Genomic DNA, 15,586 nt, shown 5'->3' on the forward strand with positions numbered 1-15,586 from the left:
GGCAGTACCTAGTTAAGGCCGAGCGCCTTCAAGCGGCGATACAGCGTGCGTTCGCTCATTCCTAAATGAAGCGCCAGCTCACTGCGCGAGCCCTTGAACTGTTCAAGGGCCTGCGCCAACTCCCCTAGGTCATTGCGCCGTCGGCCTGACTTCACCACTGACGCTGGCCCAATGTCTTCCGGCAAATGCTCCGGGCGAATCACCCCGTCATCAGCAAACAACCGCGCCCGCTCCAGAATATTGCGCAGCTCGCGGATGTTCCCCGGAAACGGATGCAACCCCAGCTGCCGCAAGGCATCGTCGCTCAAGCTTGGCGTCGATTTCCCGGCCATGCGTTGCAGCAGGCTCTGCGCCAGCAACGGCAAGTCTTCGACTCGCTCGCGCAGCGCCGGCAGACGAATCGGGAAACCGCTGATGCGGTAGTAGAGGTCTTCGCGGAAGCTACCTTCCGCAACCATCTGCCTGAGCGGTTTGTGCGTCGCCGATACCAGGCGAAAATCGGAATGCACCGTGCGCAGGCTGCCCACCGGGCGGAAGCTACCGGACTCGATAAGGCGTAACAGCTTCACCTGCATCCCCAGCGGTACTTCGCCAATTTCGTCGAGGAACAGGGTGCCGCCATGCGCGGCCTCAGCCAGGCCGATCTTGCGCTGGTTGGCGCCAGTGAACGCGCCCTTCTCGTAACCGAACAATTCACTCTCGAACAACGACTCGGTCAGGCCGGTGCAGTCGACTACCACCAGCGGACCATTGGCCCTGGGGCTACCCATGTGCACTGCCCGGGCGAACAGCTCCTTGCCCGTTCCCGATTCCCCCTGCAACAACACAGGAATCTGCGCTGGTGCCGCACGTTGCAGGCTGGCCAGTGCAACCTTGAACGCTGGCGCCCGGCCGACCAGCCCTTGTTCCTGAGGCTGTGCCGAAGCGAGGGTGATGGTGGTCAGGCGCTCTACATACGCCACCACCCTGCCCTGCTCATCCAGGATCGGGCGTAGCTCGACATCCACATGCTCGGGGCCGCGTGGGGTGTGATGAATGTGCAATACCCGCTCCGGCAATTTGCTGTCCCAGGCCTTGCGCATCGGGCAATGCTCACCGGTCTGGTCGCAGGGCACGGCGTAGTGATGCGAGACCTTGTGGCACTTCTCGCCCAACGGCGCTTGTTCGTGGTGACCGAACTGGCGGCGGTAGGCGGCGTTGGCGGCCAGGATGTTGTAGTCGGTGTCCAGTACGATGGTGGGCAAGGCATCGTGCTCAAGGTAGGACACCAGAGCCAGGATGAGGGGTTGGGCTTGAGGCATGACGGCACCGTTTGGATGACCGGCGCAGGGTAACAAGGACTGCCAAACACTGCCATTGGCTGACAGTCGACTGCCAACACCGCTGCCAACTCGCCAGGCAGGCACCAGAAAAGGCAGGCTTTGTTGGCCCGTCTACTGGAAAAAGCCTGGCATGCATCTTGATAAACCTCCATTCACTGCCTACGCCTCTACTAGGGCGTGGCGGAATAAATTGGAGAACGTGATGATCATCGGCAACAACCTTCACGTGGAAGCCTTCTTCGACAAGGCGACCTCGACCATCAGCTACCTGGTCATGGACGGCGAAACCCGCAAGTGTGCATTGATCGACAGCGTCCTCGACTATGACCCCAAGTCAGGGCGTACCTGTACCGCCTCGGCGGACCAGTTGATCGACCGGGTGAAGGCCTTGGGGGCTGACGTACAGTGGGTGCTGGAAACCCATGTACATGCCGACCACCTCTCCGCGGCGGCATACCTGAAAGAACAGCTGGGCGGCCATACCGCCATCGGCGCGCATATCACCCAGGTGCAGAAAGTGTTCGGGGCCTTGTTCAACGCCGAGCCCGGCTTTGCCCGCGATGGCAGCCAGTTCGACGTGTTGTTTGAAGATGAGGAAGGTTTCCATATTGGCAACCTGCATGCCCGTGCACTGCACACCCCAGGGCATACCCCAGCGTGCATGAGTTTCATGATCCAGGACGCCGGTGAGATCGCTGTGTTCGTCGGCGATACCCTGTTCATGCCCGACTACGGCACTGCCCGCTGCGACTTCCCGGGTGCCGATGCCCGCACCCTGTACCGTTCGATCCGTCGTCTGCTGGCGTTCCCCGACCAGACCCGGCTGTTCATGTGCCACGACTACCTGCCAGGTGGCCGCGACATGCAGTACGTCACTACCGTGGCAGAGCAGCGCGCCAGCAACATCCACATTCGCCAGGGCATCGACGAGGACAGTTTCGTCGCCATGCGTGAAGCCCGCGACAAGACCCTCGACATGCCCGTGCTGATCCTGCCTTCGGTACAGGTGAACATGCGCAGCGGCCAGCTTCCTGCGCCCGAAGAGAACGGCGTGAGCTATTTGAAGATCCCGCTGAACAAGCTGTAACCGCCCTGCCCCATAACCAGATTTCCAGGATTTACCGCCATGCCTGCCTTGTTGTCCCCTGCCAATACCGACCACCACAAGGTGGTCATCGTCGGTGCCGGTGCCGCCGGTATCGCCACTGCTTCCAGCCTGGTCAGCCGTGACCCGTCGCTGGACGTTGCCTTGATCGACCCCGCCGAAGTGCATTACTACCAACCCGGCTGGACCATGGTCGGCGCCGGTGTGTTCAACGCCCCGAGTACTGCCCGCACCATGGCCTCGACCATCCCGCGCGGTGTGCGCTGGGTCAAGGCGCGGGTGCAGGGGTTCGACCCGCTGGGCCAGTTGGTCGTGCTTGAAGACGGCTCCGCCATCAGCTATGAACAGCTGGTCGTCTGCCCCGGGCTCAAACTGGACTGGGCTGCCATCGATGGCCTCAGTGAGACCCTGGGCCGTAACGGTGTCACCTCCAACTATCGCTACGACCTGGCGCCCTACACCTGGGAGCTGGTGCAGAAACTCAAGCAAGGCCGCGCCGTGTTCAGCCAACCGCCCATGCCGATCAAATGTGCGGGTGCGCCGCAGAAGGCGCTGTACCTGTCGTGCGACCACTGGCTGCGTCACGGCCACCTGGGGGCGGTGAAAGCCAGCTTTTTCAATGCCGGTGCAGTTTTGTTCGGTGTGGCGGACTACGTGCCCGCGCTGATGAAGTACATTGAAAAATACGCCGTGGATCTCAACTTTTCCCACCGACTGGTAGCCGTGGATGGCCCTGGAAAGCGTGCCACCTTCGTGCACACCTTGGCTGATGGCAGCAGCGAATCACGCACTGAAGCCTTCGACATGCTGCATGTGGTACCGCCACAGGTGGCACCGGATTTCATTCGCGAAAGCCCATTGGCCGACAGCACCGGCTGGGTCGATGTCGACCCGCATACCCTGCGCCATCGCAAGTACACCAATATCCATGCCTTGGGTGACGTGGCCAATACCAGCAATGCCAAGACCGCTGCGGCTGCTCGCAAGCAGGCACCGGTAGTGGCAAACAACGTGCTGGTGGCGCTGGGCAGGCTGCCAACCCTGGCTCAGTACGATGGCTATGGCTCATGCCCGCTGACAGTCGAGCGCGGCAAGATTGTGCTGGCCGAATTCACCTATGGCGGCAAGCTGGCACCGAGCTTCCCCAATTGGTTGCTGGATGGTCGCAAGCCGACCCGTCTGGCCTGGTTGCTCAAGGCGCAGGCGCTGCCGCCGTTGTATTGGCAAGGCATGCTGAAGGGGCGCGAGTGGCTGGCCCGCCCGCAGCCGCTGGTAGCTGAGGGTAGGCAGTGATCGAACATCAATTGTTGGGCGCCGGACTGGGCGCGGTTATCGGTGCGGTGCTTGCGTTGACCGGTGCTGGCGGAGGCATTCTTGCAGTGCCGTTGCTGGTGTTCGGTTTGGGGCTGTCGATGGTCGAGGCTGCACCGGTCGGGCTGCTGGCGGTAGGCATGGCAGCGGCGGTTGGTGCAGTGCTGGGCTTGCGCCAGGGGCTGGTGCGTTATCGAGCGGCGCTGTTCATTGCGTTGATCGGCGTAGTAGCTGCGCCGTTTGGATTGATGCTGGCTCACCAGCTGCCGAATACGCCCTTGCAGTTGGTGTTCGCCGGTGTGCTGGTATATGCCTGCCTGCGCATTTGGCGCAAGGCGGCCAAGGAATTGCGCGGCGAAGCCAATGACGCCCATCGCTACATCGAACCCTGTGTACTCAACCCTTTGCAGGGCCGCTTGCGCTGGACCCTACCCTGCGCTCGCGCCCTGGCATTCACGGGTGCTTTGTCCGGGCTGCTATCCGGCCTGTTAGGGGTGGGTGGAGGGTTTGTCATCATCCCGGCCCTGAACCGCTATACAAACCTGCGCATGGCCAGCATCGTTTCCACCTCGTTGGCGGTGATCGCCCTGGTGTCGACCGGCAGCGTGGTCAGTGCCAGCCTGGCGGGTGTGATGCACTGGCAAGTCGGCACGCCGTTCGCCGTCGGCGCAGTGATCGGCCTGCTGCTGGCGCGGCCATTGGCTGTAAGGCTGGCCGGGCCGCGCTTGCAACAGCTGTTTGCGATGGCCGGTTGGGCGGCCGCGTTGCTACTGGCTGGCAAGGCGCTATTGAGCTAACAGCTCGTCCTGTTCCGCCGCGCAAAGCGCCAGCAGGTAGTCCCACACCACCCGCAGGCGTACCGATTTGTGCAGTTCGCGGCGGGTGCAGATCCAGTAGCTGCGCTGGATGGTTTCGCCAGGCAGCACGCGCACCAGCGCCGGGTCGTGGCGGGCCATGTAGTTGGGCAGTACGGCGATGCCAAGCCCGGCACGGGCAGCGGCCTGTTGAGCAATTACGCTGGTGCTGCGAAACACCACGCTCGGGGCCCGGCAGAAGCTGTTCAGAAACAGCAGTTCCTGGCTGAACAACAGGTCGTCGACGTAGCCGATCCAGCTGTGCCGGGCCAGGTCCTCGCGGTTGCGCAGGGGCGGTGCGCGGTCCAGGTAGCCCGGGCTGGCGTACAAGGCCAAGCGATAGTCGGTGAGTTTGCGGGTAATCAGCAGGTCGGCGTTGGGGCGCTCCAGGTGGATGCTGATTTCTGCTTCGCGGTTGAGGATGCTGACGAAGCGCGGTACGGCGACCAGCTCCACTTCAAGGCCGGGGTAGCGCTCGAACAATGCGTTCATGCGCGGGGTGAAGAACATGATGCCGATGCCTTCGGTCACCCCCAGGCGAATCTTGCCCAGCGGAGTGATTGCCTGGGTGATTTCTTCCTGCGCCAGCAGCGCCACGTTTTCCATCGCCTCGGCGTGTTTGAGCAGGGCCTGGCCCGAGGGGGTCAGCTCGTAGCCCTGGGCATGCTGCACGAACAGCGCGGTGCCCAGGCTTCGCTCGATGCTCTCGATATGCCGGGCCACGGTGCTGTGGGTGGTATTGAGGCGCTTGGCGGCGGTAAGCAGGCGGCCGCTGCGCTGCAACTCGAGGAAAAACCGCAGATCGTTCCAGTCGAACATGCTGATCCTTTGTGGCAGTTCGTTCCGGCCCATTCGCGGGCACGCCCGCTCCCACAGGTACAGCGAAACCCTGTGGGAGCGGGCGAGCCCGCGAAGAGGCCGGTACAGGCTTACCGCTGTGCTAAAACGCACAGCGGCTGCGTGAAATCTCGTGTTCCCTCCACGAAATTACTCACTAAGATGGATCGGGACAAGAATAATAATCAGGCCCGAGGTTGCACATGCCATCAGCCGATTCTGTCTTTGACTACGTGGTCGTAGGGGCCGGTCCTGCCGGTTGCCTGCTTGCCAATCGTTTGTCCGCCGACCCCTCCTGCCGCGTCTTGTTGCTGGAAGCGGGTGGCCGCGACAACTACCCCTGGATCCACATTCCCGTGGGTTATCTCTACTGCATCGGCAACCCGCGCACCGACTGGTGCTTCAAGACCGAGGCCCAGGCTGGCCTTGGCGGTCGCGCACTGGGCTACCCGCGCGGCAAGGTGCTCGGTGGCTGTTCCTCGATCAACGGCATGATCTACATGCGCGGCCAGGCAGCGGATTACGACCGTTGGGCCGAGCAAGGCAACGACGGCTGGGCATGGAAAGATGTACTGCCGCTGTTCAAGGCCAGCGAGAACCACTTTGCCGGCGCCAGCGACCACCACGGCAGCGAAGGCGAATGGCGGGTCGAGCGCCAGCGCTACAGCTGGCCGATCCTTGATGCGTTCCGTGATGCTGCCGAGCAAAGCGGCATCGGCAAGGTGGACGACTTCAACACCGGCGACAACCAAGGCTGTGGATACTTTCAGGTCAACCAGCGTAGTGGCGTGCGCTGGAATGCGTCCAAAGCCTTCCTGCGGCCGATCAAGCACCGCGCCAACCTCACCGTGCTGACCGGTGTTCAGGTAGATCAGGTACTGCTCAACAACACCCGGGCGCGGGCGGTGAAAGCATTTTGGCAAGGTGCCTGGCACGAGTTCGCGGCGCGCCGCGAGATCATCCTTTGCGCTGGCGCTGTCGGTTCACCCGGTATTCTGCAGCGCTCCGGCATCGGCCCGCGGCAACTGCTGGAAAGCCTGGGTATCGCCGTTCGCCACGACATGCCGGGCGTGGGTGGCAACCTTCAGGACCACCTGCAACTGCGCCTGATCTACCAGATTCGCAACACCCGCACCTTGAACCAGATGGCCAACAGCCTGTGGGGCAAGATGGGCATGGGCCTGCGTTACCTTTACGACCGCAGCGGCCCGCTGGCAATGGCGCCAAGCCAACTGGGTGCGTTCGTGCGTTCAAGCCCGGAGCACGCCACCGCCAACGTGCAGTACCACGTGCAGCCGCTGTCACTGGAGCGTTTTGGCGAGCCGCTGCATCAGTTCCCGGCGTTCACCGCCTCGGTGTGCAACTTGCGCCCAGCCAGCCGGGGGCGTATCGACATCCGCAGCACCGACATGAACAGCACGCCGCTGATCGACCCCAATTACCTCAGTGACCCACAGGACCTGCGCGTCGCTGCCGATTCCATTCGTCTCACCCGGCGTATCGTCCAGGCCCCGGCCCTCGCCGCATTCGCGCCCAAGGAATACCTGCCCGGGCCGGCCCTGCAAACAGAAGAACAATTGTTTGAAGCAGCCGGCCAGATCGGCACGACTATCTTCCACCCCGTCGGTACTTGCCGCATGGGCAACGGTGCCATGGACGTTGTGGATAACCAGCTGCGCGTACACGGCATCCCCGGCTTGCGCGTGGCCGATGCCTCGATCATGCCGCAGATCACCTCCGGCAATACCTGTTCACCCACCCTGATGATCGCCGAGAAGGCGGCGCAACTGATCCTCAAAGGAGCTGCTACCCAGACCTATTTGAACGAAGACGCAATACCGACCCCCTGACCTGGGTGCGTGCAACACCGGCGGCTCGCGGTCGAAAGCCGCCGACAGTGGAACAAAAAGAATAATCACTGTGGCCTGCGGGCCGAGGACAGCAACGATGTCGGATTACATCCAAGAGCAGGGTGCGGCAGCCAGCAGCTCCAGCAGCCGTGAAGAACGCAAGATCATTTTCGCGTCATCCCTCGGGACGGTTTTCGAGTGGTATGACTTTTTTCTCTATGGTGCATTGGCAGCAGTCATCAGCAAGCAGTTCTTTGCTGGGGTGAACGACACCACCGCCTTCATTTTCGCCCTCATGGCCTTTGCCGCGGGCTTCCTGGTGCGGCCGTTCGGTGCATTGGTGTTTGGCCGCCTGGGCGACATGATTGGCCGCAAGTACACCTTCCTGGTCACCATCGTGCTGATGGGCCTGTCCACCTTCGCCGTGGGGCTGTTGCCCACTTATGCCAGCATCGGTATTGCTGCACCGATCATTCTGGTGATCCTGCGTATGCTGCAGGGGCTGGCGCTGGGCGGTGAGTACGGCGGTGCCGCCACTTATGTGGCCGAACATGCGCCCCAGGGCAAACGGGGCTTCTACACCGGTTTCATTCAGTCCACCGCCACCCTTGGCCTGTTGCTGTCGCTGCTGGTGGTGCTGGGTAGCCGCTATATCAGTGGCGACCAGTTCGAAACATGGGGCTGGCGCTTGCCGTTCCTGCTGTCGATCGTACTGCTGGCCATTTCCACCTGGATCCGCATGAGCATGCACGAGTCGCCGGCGTTCGTGAAAATGAAGGCCCAAGGCAAGGTCAGCAAGTCGCCGATCCGTGAGTCGTTCACCTCCTGGCCGAACCTGAAAGTGGTGCTCACCGCCCTGTTCAGCATCAACGCCGGGCAAGCCGTGACCTTCTACACGGCGCAGTTCTACGTGTTGTTCTTCATGACCCAGATGTTGAAGATGGACCCGGCCCAGGCCAACACACTGCTGATTATCAGTGTGGTGATCGGTGCGCCGTTCTTCGTGTTCTTCGGCTGGCTGTCTGACCGTGTCGGCCGCAAGCCGATCCTGATGCTCGGCCTGTTGCTGGCCACTGTGCTGTACTTCCCGCTGTTCAAGGCGCTGAGCCATTACGCCAACCCGCAGATCGACGCTGCCAGCCGGCAGGCGCCGATCGTGGTCACCGCCGACCCGCAAGGCTGTACCTTCCAGTTCGACCCGGTGGGTAAGGCACGTTTCGACAGCCCGTGCGACAAGGTCAAGACGTTCCTTGTCAAGCAGGGCCTGCCGTACAGTTCGGTGAGCGTGGCTGGCAGTGATGTGGTGGTGAACATCGGTGACAAGGCCATCAATGGTTTCGACGAAACCGCCATGCGTACGGCAATCGAGAAGGCTGGCTACCCGGCAAAGGCTGACCCGGCGCAAGTCAACCAAGTGATGGTGGTGGCATTGATCGTGGCCATGATCCTGATCGCCACCATGACCTATGGCCCGTTGGCAGCGGTGATGGTCGAGCTGTTCCCGACCCGCATCCGCTACACCTCGATGTCCCTGCCCTACCATATTGGCAATGGCTGGTTTGGTGGCTTCCTGCCAACGGTATCGTTCGCGTTGGTGGTTTACACGGGGGATATCTTCTATGGGCTGTGGTACCCGGTGCTGGTCACCGGGATAAGCCTGGTGGTGGGGATCTTCTGCCTGAAAGAAACCAAGGATGTAGATCTCGACAAGGTCTGAGGCTGTTCACACGGCGCAAAAAAACCGGCTGTAAAAGCCGGTTTTTTTATGCCACAAAAAAACTTATGCACGTTTTTCAGAAAAATGTAACACGCTGAAATAAACAGCTAATTCAATTACTTAGCGATCACTTCAAGCATTCTATCGAAAAACTGCTCACAAGTTATCCACAGATGCTCAGGCCATTTGCTCCTGCGGTTTTTCTTCTGCTGGCGGCAGCGAACCCATGGCCCGCTGGGTCGCTTCGTTCCACGCCTGAGCGCGGTCGTTGAGCTCGGCGATGGCCCGTGGCCCGGTGCCGTTGGCGTACATCGGCTCGCCAATCACCACCTCGATGGTGCCGGCGCGTTTGCCCCAACCGGTCTTGGGCCAGAATTTGCCGGCATTGTGGGCAATCGGCAGCACCGGCAACCCGGCATTCACGGCCAGCGCAGTACCACCGCGGGAGAACTTGCCCACGGTGCCGAACGGCACGCGGGTGCCCTCCGGGAAGATCAGCACCCAGGTCTTCTGCTTGAGCAGTTCGTCACCCTTGCTCGCCACCTGGCGCAACGCTTCCTTGGGGTTGTCGCGGTTGATCGCGATCGGCCGCAGCATGGCCATGGCCCAACCGAAGAATGGCACGTAAAGCAGCTCGCGCTTGAGCACCTGGCTCAGCGGCGAAAAGTACTGGGAAAGGAAGAACGTCTCCCAGGTGCTCTGGTGGTTGGACAGGATCACGCAGGGCTCATTGGGCACGTTCTCGGCGCCAGTGACCTTGTAGTTGATTCCCAGGATGGTACGCACCAGGAACAGCGCGCAGCGGCACCAGTACACGTTGATGAATGTGTAGCGCTTGGGGAACGACAGGAATGGCGCGACGAAGAAGCTCAGCGAGCACCACAGCAGCGAACTGGTGCCCAGCAGCAGGTAAAAAAGAAAGATTCTGATCGCCTGCAGGATCGACATAGTGGCTTGTACCATTGCGGGGCATGCCCGCCTGAGAAAAGTGCGCCCAAAGGCGCACTGTTTAAATTAGTTCTCTGGCGATAGCAGCCAGATCGTCGAAAATCAGTGTAGTTTCAGGGACACCTTTTTCCAGGGTCCGCTCGCCCTTGCCGGTTTTTACCAACACGGGTTGTGCACCGACGGCCAGGGCGGCCTCCAGGTCACCTTTGCTGTCGCCGATAAACCAGACGCCCTCAAGGCCAACCTGGTAATGCTCGGCGATCGCCCGCAGCATGCCAGGCTTGGGCTTGCGGCAATCGCAGCCTTCATCCGGCCCATGCGGGCAATACACGATATGGCCCACTTCGCCGCCCTGCTCGGCCACCAGCGCGCGCAGGCGCGCGTGCATGGCCTCGAGGGTTGCCAGTGTGTAATAGCCTCGGGCAATGCCGGACTGGTTGGTGGCCACGGCCACGGTCCAGCCCGCTTTGCTCAACTGCGCGATGGCCTCGACCGAGCCAGGGATCGGTACCCATTCTTCCAGCGTCTTGATGTAGGCGTCGGAGTCATGGTTGATCACCCCGTCACGGTCGAGAATCAGCAGTTTCAAGGCTTACCCCAGCAGCGAAATGTCGGCCACGCCCAGGAACAGGCCGCGCAGGCGGCTGAGCAGGGCATAACGGTTGGCACGTACCTTGGCGTCTTCGGCGTTCACCATCACCGCCTCGAAGAAGGCATCGACCGGGTCACGCAAGGCGGCCAGGCGGGCCAGCGACTCGCTGTACTGGCGGGCAGCAGCCATCGGTTGCACGGCCTGGTCGGCCTGCTGGATGGCCGAGTACAGGGAGAACTCGTTGGCGTTATCGAAGTACTTTGGCTCGACCTGTTCGGCGATGGCGCCTTCGGCTTTGCTCAGCAGGTTCGACACACGCTTGTTCACCGCAGCCAGGGCTTCGGCTTCTGGCAGCTTGCGGAAGGCCTGCACGGCCTGTACGCGCTGGTCGAAGTCCAGGGCAGAACCTGGCTGCAGGGCACGTACCGACAGGTAGGTGGCCACGTCGATGCCTTCGTCTTCGTAACGTGCACGCAGGCGGTCGAAGATGAACTCCAGCACCTGCTCGGCCAGGCCAGCGGCCTTGACCTTGGCACCAAACTGCTTGACCGCGAACTCGACCGCACCGGTCAGGTTCAGGTCCAGCTGCTTCTCGATCAGGATGCGCAGCACGCCCAGGGCGGCACGGCGCAGGGCGTACGGGTCTTTGCTGCCGGTAGGCAGCATGCCGATGCCGAAGATGCCAACCAGGGTATCGAGCTTGTCAGCGATGGCCACGGCAGCACCGGTGAGGGTCTGCGGCAGCTCGGCGCCAGCACCGCGCGGCATGTACTGCTCGTTCAGGGCCAGGGCAACGTCTTGCGGCTCACCGTCGTTGAGCGCGTAGTAGTAACCGGCAACACCCTGCATTTCAGGGAATTCGCCGACCATCTCGGTGGCCAGGTCGCACTTGGACAGCAGGCCGGCACGGCCGGCGCGCTGGGCGTCGCCGCCGATCAGCGGGGCGATGAAGGCGGCCAGTTTGGAAACGCGCTCGGCCTTGTCGTACACAGTGCCCAGCTGAGCCTGGAACACCACGTTCTTCAGGCGCTCGTTGAAGGTTTCCAGCGGCTGCTTCTTGTCCTGCTTGAAGAAGAACTCGGCGTCGGTCAGGCGTGGGCGCACGACCTTCTCGTTGCCTTGCACGATCTGCTTCGGGTCGCGGCTTTCGACGTTGGCCACGGTGATGAAGCGCGGCAGCAGCTTGCCTTCGCTGTCCAGCAGGCAGAAGTACTTCTGGTTGTCCTGCATGGTGGTAATCAGGGCTTCTTGCGGCACGTCGAGGAAACGCTCCTCGAACGAGCACACCAGCGGCACCGGCCATTCGACCAGGGCAGTCACTTCGTCCAGCAGCGCCGGCGGCACGATGGCGGTGCCTTCCTGCTGCATGGCCAGCTCGGCGGTACGCTTGCTGATCAGCTCGCGGCGCTCGGCGAAGTCGGCCAGCACGTAGGCTTTGCGCAAGTCTTCGACATAGTTGGCCGGGGTGGTGATGGTGACGTTTTCCGGGTGGTGGAAGCGGTGGCCACGGGATTCACGGCCGGCCTTCTGCGACAGGATGGTGCAGTCGACCACCTGGTCGCCCAGCAGCATCACCAGCCATTGGGTCGGGCGCACGAACTCTTCACGGCTGGCCGCCCAGCGCATGCGCTTGGGGATCGGCAGGTCGTTGAGCGAATCCTCGACGATGGTTGGCAGCAGGCCAACGGTGGACTTGCCAGGGATGTGCTGGGTGAAGCGCAGCTTTGGGCCGCTCTGGTCGATTTCGGCCAGCTCCACGCCACACTTCTTGGCAAAGCCCAGGGCAGCCTGGGTTGGCTCGCCGTCTTTGAAAGCAGCCTGCAGGGGCGGGCCGTCGATGTTGATGCTGCGGTCAGGCTGCTGCACGTCCAGCTGGCGAATCAGCACGGCCAGGCGGCGCGGCGCGGCATACACCTGCTTGCCGGTGTAGTTCAGGCCAGCGGCTTGCAGGCCTTTCTCGATACCGGCCAGGAAGGCGTCGCCAAGGCTGGCGAGGGCTTTAGGTGGCAGCTCTTCGGTGCCCAGTTCTACCAGGAAATCTTGAGCACTCATTGTGCAGCCTCCAGCTTAGCCAACACTTCGTCACGCAGTTCAGGGGTGGCCATCGGGAAGCCCAGGCGTGCGCGGGCTTGCAGATAGCTTTGCGCCACGTCCCGGGCCAGGGTACGTACACGCAGGATGTAACGCTGGCGCTCGGTTACCGAGATGGCGCGGCGGGCGTCCAGCAGGTTGAAGGTGTGCGAGGCCTTCAGGACCATTTCGTAGGTCGGCAGCGGCAGCTCCAGCTTGATCAGGCGGTTGGCTTCGCTTTCGTAGAAGTCGAACAGTTCGAACAGCTTGTCGACATTGGCGTGTTCGAAGTTGTAGGTCGACTGCTCCACTTCGTTCTGGTGGAACACATCGCCGTAGGTGACTTTGCCGAACGGGCCGTCGGCCCACACCAGGTCGTACACCGAGTCGACGCCCTGGATATACATGGCCAGGCGCTCCAGGCCATAGGTGATTTCACCGGTGACCGGGTAGCACTCGATGCCGCCTACCTGCTGGAAGTAGGTGAACTGGGTCACTTCCATGCCGTTCAGCCAGATTTCCCAGCCCAGGCCCCAGGCGCCCAGGGTTGGCGATTCCCAGTTGTCTTCGACAAAGCGAATGTCGTGGACCAGCGGGTCCAGGCCAATGGCTTTCAGCGAGCCGAGGTACAGCTCCTGGAAGTTGGCCGGGTTTGGTTTGAGCACTACCTGGAACTGGTAGTAGTGCTGCAGGCGGTTGGGGTTTTCGCCATACCGCCCGTCGGCAGGGCGACGGCTAGGCTGCACATAGGCGGCGTTCCAGGTTTCTGGACCCACGGCGCGCAGGAATGTAGCGGTGTGGAAAGTGCCGGCGCCTACTTCCATATCGTAGGGCTGAAGCACCACACAACCTTGAGCTGCCCAGTAGTTTTGCAGGGCGAGGATCAGGTCTTGGAAGGTACGCACGGCAGGCGTAGGCTGGCTCACGAAATTCACCTGTATCTGGGGATGCGGATGTAAAGAGCGGGAGTATAACCTGATTCGCCTCGCCCTCTACTCATTGGAGCCTTATGCCACGCTGCTTTTGGTGTACCGACGATCCGTTGTACCAGGCCTACCATGACCAGGAATGGGGAACGCCACAGCGCGACCCGGCGTTGCTCTTCGAGATGCTTTTGCTCGAAGGGTTCCAGGCAGGGCTGTCGTGGATCACTGTTTTGCGCAAACGCGAGCGTTACCGCCAGGTCATGTACGGCTTCGACCCGGCGCAACTTGCCGTCATGAGTGACGAACGTATCGAAGAACTCATGCAAGATGCCGGCATCATCCGCAACCGTCTCAAGCTCAAGGCTGCAAGGCGCAATGCCCAGGCCTGGCTGGCTGTGGATAACCCTGCCGAATGGCTGTGGTCGTTCGTGGGTGGCGCGCCGAAGATCAACCACTTCACCGGCCGCAGCGACGTGCCGGCGGTTACCGATGAAGCCAAGGCCATGAGCAAGGCCTTGCAGAAAGCCGGCTTCACTTTTGTCGGCCCGACTATTTGCTATGCCTTCATGCAAGCTACCGGCATGGTCATGGACCACACCACCGATTGCGATCGCTACGCCGCCTTGTTGCGCTGAGGGGTTACAATGCGCGCCTTGCTGAAATAAGGAATTCGCCTGTGGAAAAGTTCAAGGGCGCCCTGATGGTCGGGGTGCTGCGCCTGTTTGCCAAGCTGCCCTGGGGCGCTGTGCAGCGCGTCGGTGCGGGTATTGGCTGGCTGATGTGGAAGATTCCCAACGGTTCGCGCAACGTGGTGCGGATCAACCTGGCCAAGTGCTTCCCCGAAATGGACCCGGCTGCCCGTGAGCAACTGGTGGGCCAGGCGTTGCGGGATATCGGCAAATCCTTTGTCGAAAGCGCCTGCGCCTGGATCTGGCCGCCGCAGCGCTCGCTGGAGCTGGTCAAGGAAGTGCACGGCCTGGAAGTGCTGGAGCAGGCCCTGGCCTCGGGCAAGGGTGTGGTGGGGATCACCAGCCACCTGGGCAACTGGGAAGTGCTGAACCACTTCTACTGCAACCAGTGCAAACCGATCATCTTCTACCGCCCGCCAAAGCTGAAGGCGGTGGATGACCTGCTGCGCGAGCAGCGTGTGCAGATGGGCAACCGCGTGGCGCCATCGACCAAGGAAGGCATTCTCAGCGTGATCAAGGAAGTGCGCCGGGGTGGCCAGGTGGGTATTCCTGCCGACCCGGAGCCGGCGGAATCGGCTGGCGTGTTCGTGCCATTTCTCGGTACCCAGGCGCTGACCAGCAAGTTCGTGCCGAACATGCTGGCCGGCGGCAAGGCGGTGGGGGTGTTCCTGCATGCCCTGCGGCTGCCGGATGGCTCGGGCTTCAAGGTGTTCCTGGAAGCTGCGCCAGAAGAGATGTACAGCACCGACGTGAACGTGTCGGCGGCGGCGATGAGCAAGGTGGTCGAGCGCTATGTGCGTGAGTACCCGAGCCAGTACATGTGGAGCATGAAGCGCTTCAAGAAGCGCCCGGCTGGCGAGCCGCGCTGGTATTGAGTTATCCACTGGAGCAGGCGGAATACATCTCTGCCTGCATTAGCAGTGACCCTGTGGGAGCGGGCGTGCCCGCGAACACCGGCAGAGCCGGTGCCATACACCGCGGTGCCTGCTTCGCGGGCAAGCCCGCTCCCACAGGGATTGCGATGTCCCACACGGGCCGCGTCAGCTTGACGTTTTGTTGAGCTTCTTCAGGAACACGGCCATCTCTTTCTCGGCCTGCTTGTCCCCATGGGCCTGCGCAGCAACGATCCCGTCCTCCCAGGCCTTGCGCGCCGCCGCCAGGTCACCGACCAACTGATACGCCTTGCCCAGCAGCTTCCAGGCCGCCGAATACTTCGGGTCCTGCTCAACACACCGAGCCAGGTGCACCGCCGCTTCAGTGCCATTGCCTTCATCCAGCCAGGCTTTACCCAGGCCAAACCGCAGCAGCGGGTTATCTACACCCTTAGCCAGCATCTTTTCCAGCGATTCGCGCATGCCCTCTTCT

At 61.9% G+C, this 15,586-nt stretch carries 14 protein-coding genes; 7 read left to right on the forward strand and 7 right to left on the reverse strand.

Annotated features, from left to right (window positions below; translation table 11 throughout):
* Positions 1 to 8 precede the first annotated feature (8 nt).
* The gene (locus ACFY9W_RS15895) at positions 9 to 1,301 is read right to left on the reverse strand and encodes a sigma 54-interacting transcriptional regulator (protein ID WP_391131854.1); all 1,293 of its coding nucleotides are present in this window, start codon (positions 1,299 to 1,301) and stop codon (positions 9 to 11) included.
* 223 nt (positions 1,302 to 1,524) lie between these two features.
* Here ACFY9W_RS15895 and ACFY9W_RS15900 point away from each other — a divergent pair, with 223 nt between their 5' ends.
* From ACFY9W_RS15900 to ACFY9W_RS15910, 3 genes are read left to right on the forward strand one after another with little or no spacing between them, the layout of a single operon-like run.
* The gene (locus ACFY9W_RS15900; protein WP_391131856.1) at positions 1,525 to 2,409 is read left to right on the forward strand and encodes an MBL fold metallo-hydrolase; all 885 of its coding nucleotides are present in this window, start codon (positions 1,525 to 1,527) and stop codon (positions 2,407 to 2,409) included.
* 39 nt (positions 2,410 to 2,448) lie between these two features.
* Positions 2,449 to 3,720, forward strand: a complete 1,272-nt coding sequence (locus ACFY9W_RS15905) for an FAD-dependent oxidoreductase (RefSeq protein ID WP_391131858.1) — start codon at positions 2,449 to 2,451, stop codon at positions 3,718 to 3,720.
* Entirely contained in the window at positions 3,717 to 4,535 is an 819-nt protein-coding gene (locus ACFY9W_RS15910; RefSeq protein WP_391131860.1) for a TSUP family transporter, read from the forward strand. Before ACFY9W_RS15905 ends, ACFY9W_RS15910 begins: the two co-directional genes overlap by 4 nt.
* Here ACFY9W_RS15910 and ACFY9W_RS15915 read toward each other — a convergent pair.
* A complete protein-coding gene (locus ACFY9W_RS15915) occupies positions 4,524 to 5,411 on the reverse strand; it encodes a LysR substrate-binding domain-containing protein (protein ID WP_391131862.1) in 888 nt (295 codons plus the stop codon). The genes ACFY9W_RS15910 and ACFY9W_RS15915 overlap by 12 nt on opposite strands.
* Positions 5,412 to 5,632: 221 nt before the next feature.
* Between ACFY9W_RS15915 and ACFY9W_RS15920 the strand changes: the two genes are divergently transcribed.
* A complete protein-coding gene (locus ACFY9W_RS15920) occupies positions 5,633 to 7,279 on the forward strand; it encodes a GMC family oxidoreductase N-terminal domain-containing protein (RefSeq protein ID WP_391131865.1) in 1,647 nt (548 codons plus the stop codon).
* A gap of 97 nt (positions 7,280 to 7,376) precedes the next feature.
* On the forward strand, positions 7,377 to 8,996 hold the full coding sequence (locus tag ACFY9W_RS15925; protein WP_391131867.1) for an MFS transporter: 1,620 nt from the start codon (positions 7,377 to 7,379) through the stop codon (positions 8,994 to 8,996).
* Positions 8,997 to 9,173: 177 nt separating this feature from the next.
* Here ACFY9W_RS15925 and ACFY9W_RS15930 read toward each other — a convergent pair whose 3' ends face one another.
* From ACFY9W_RS15930 to glyQ, 4 genes are read right to left on the reverse strand one after another with little or no spacing between them, the layout of a single operon-like run.
* A complete protein-coding gene (locus ACFY9W_RS15930) occupies positions 9,174 to 9,959 on the reverse strand; it encodes a 1-acyl-sn-glycerol-3-phosphate acyltransferase (protein ID WP_391131869.1) in 786 nt (261 codons plus the stop codon).
* 46 nt (positions 9,960 to 10,005) lie between these two features.
* Positions 10,006 to 10,533 carry a D-glycero-beta-D-manno-heptose 1,7-bisphosphate 7-phosphatase gene (gene gmhB, locus ACFY9W_RS15935; protein WP_391131871.1) on the reverse strand — a complete coding sequence of 176 codons (528 nt, stop codon included), beginning with the start codon at positions 10,531 to 10,533 and terminating at the stop codon, positions 10,006 to 10,008.
* 3 nt (positions 10,534 to 10,536) lie between these two features.
* A complete protein-coding gene (gene glyS / locus ACFY9W_RS15940) occupies positions 10,537 to 12,588 on the reverse strand; it encodes a glycine--tRNA ligase subunit beta (protein ID WP_391131873.1) in 2,052 nt (683 codons plus the stop codon).
* The gene (gene glyQ, locus ACFY9W_RS15945; RefSeq protein WP_003253126.1) at positions 12,585 to 13,532 is read right to left on the reverse strand and encodes a glycine--tRNA ligase subunit alpha; all 948 of its coding nucleotides are present in this window, start codon (positions 13,530 to 13,532) and stop codon (positions 12,585 to 12,587) included. The genes glyS and glyQ overlap by 4 nt, the downstream gene beginning before the upstream one ends.
* A gap of 83 nt (positions 13,533 to 13,615) precedes the next feature.
* Here glyQ and ACFY9W_RS15950 point away from each other — a divergent pair, with 83 nt between their 5' ends.
* Both ACFY9W_RS15950 and ACFY9W_RS15955 read left to right on the forward strand, forming a co-directional pair.
* Entirely contained in the window at positions 13,616 to 14,167 is a 552-nt protein-coding gene (locus tag ACFY9W_RS15950) for a DNA-3-methyladenine glycosylase I (protein WP_391131876.1), read from the forward strand.
* 41 nt (positions 14,168 to 14,208) lie between these two features.
* Positions 14,209 to 15,096, forward strand: coding sequence for a lysophospholipid acyltransferase (locus ACFY9W_RS15955; RefSeq protein ID WP_391131878.1), 888 nt, complete (start codon positions 14,209 to 14,211; stop codon positions 15,094 to 15,096).
* Between the two features lie 165 nt (positions 15,097 to 15,261).
* On the opposite strand, the gene ACFY9W_RS15960 is transcribed toward ACFY9W_RS15955, so the two are convergent.
* Positions 15,262 to 15,576 (reverse strand): tetratricopeptide repeat protein, encoded by a 315-nt coding sequence (locus ACFY9W_RS15960; protein ID WP_391131880.1) that lies wholly within the window; start codon positions 15,574 to 15,576, stop codon positions 15,262 to 15,264.
* Positions 15,577 to 15,586 lie beyond the last annotated feature (10 nt).

The organism is Pseudomonas sp. NPDC008258, from assembly GCF_042956345.1.
Lineage (GTDB): Bacteria > Pseudomonadota > Gammaproteobacteria > Pseudomonadales > Pseudomonadaceae > Aquipseudomonas.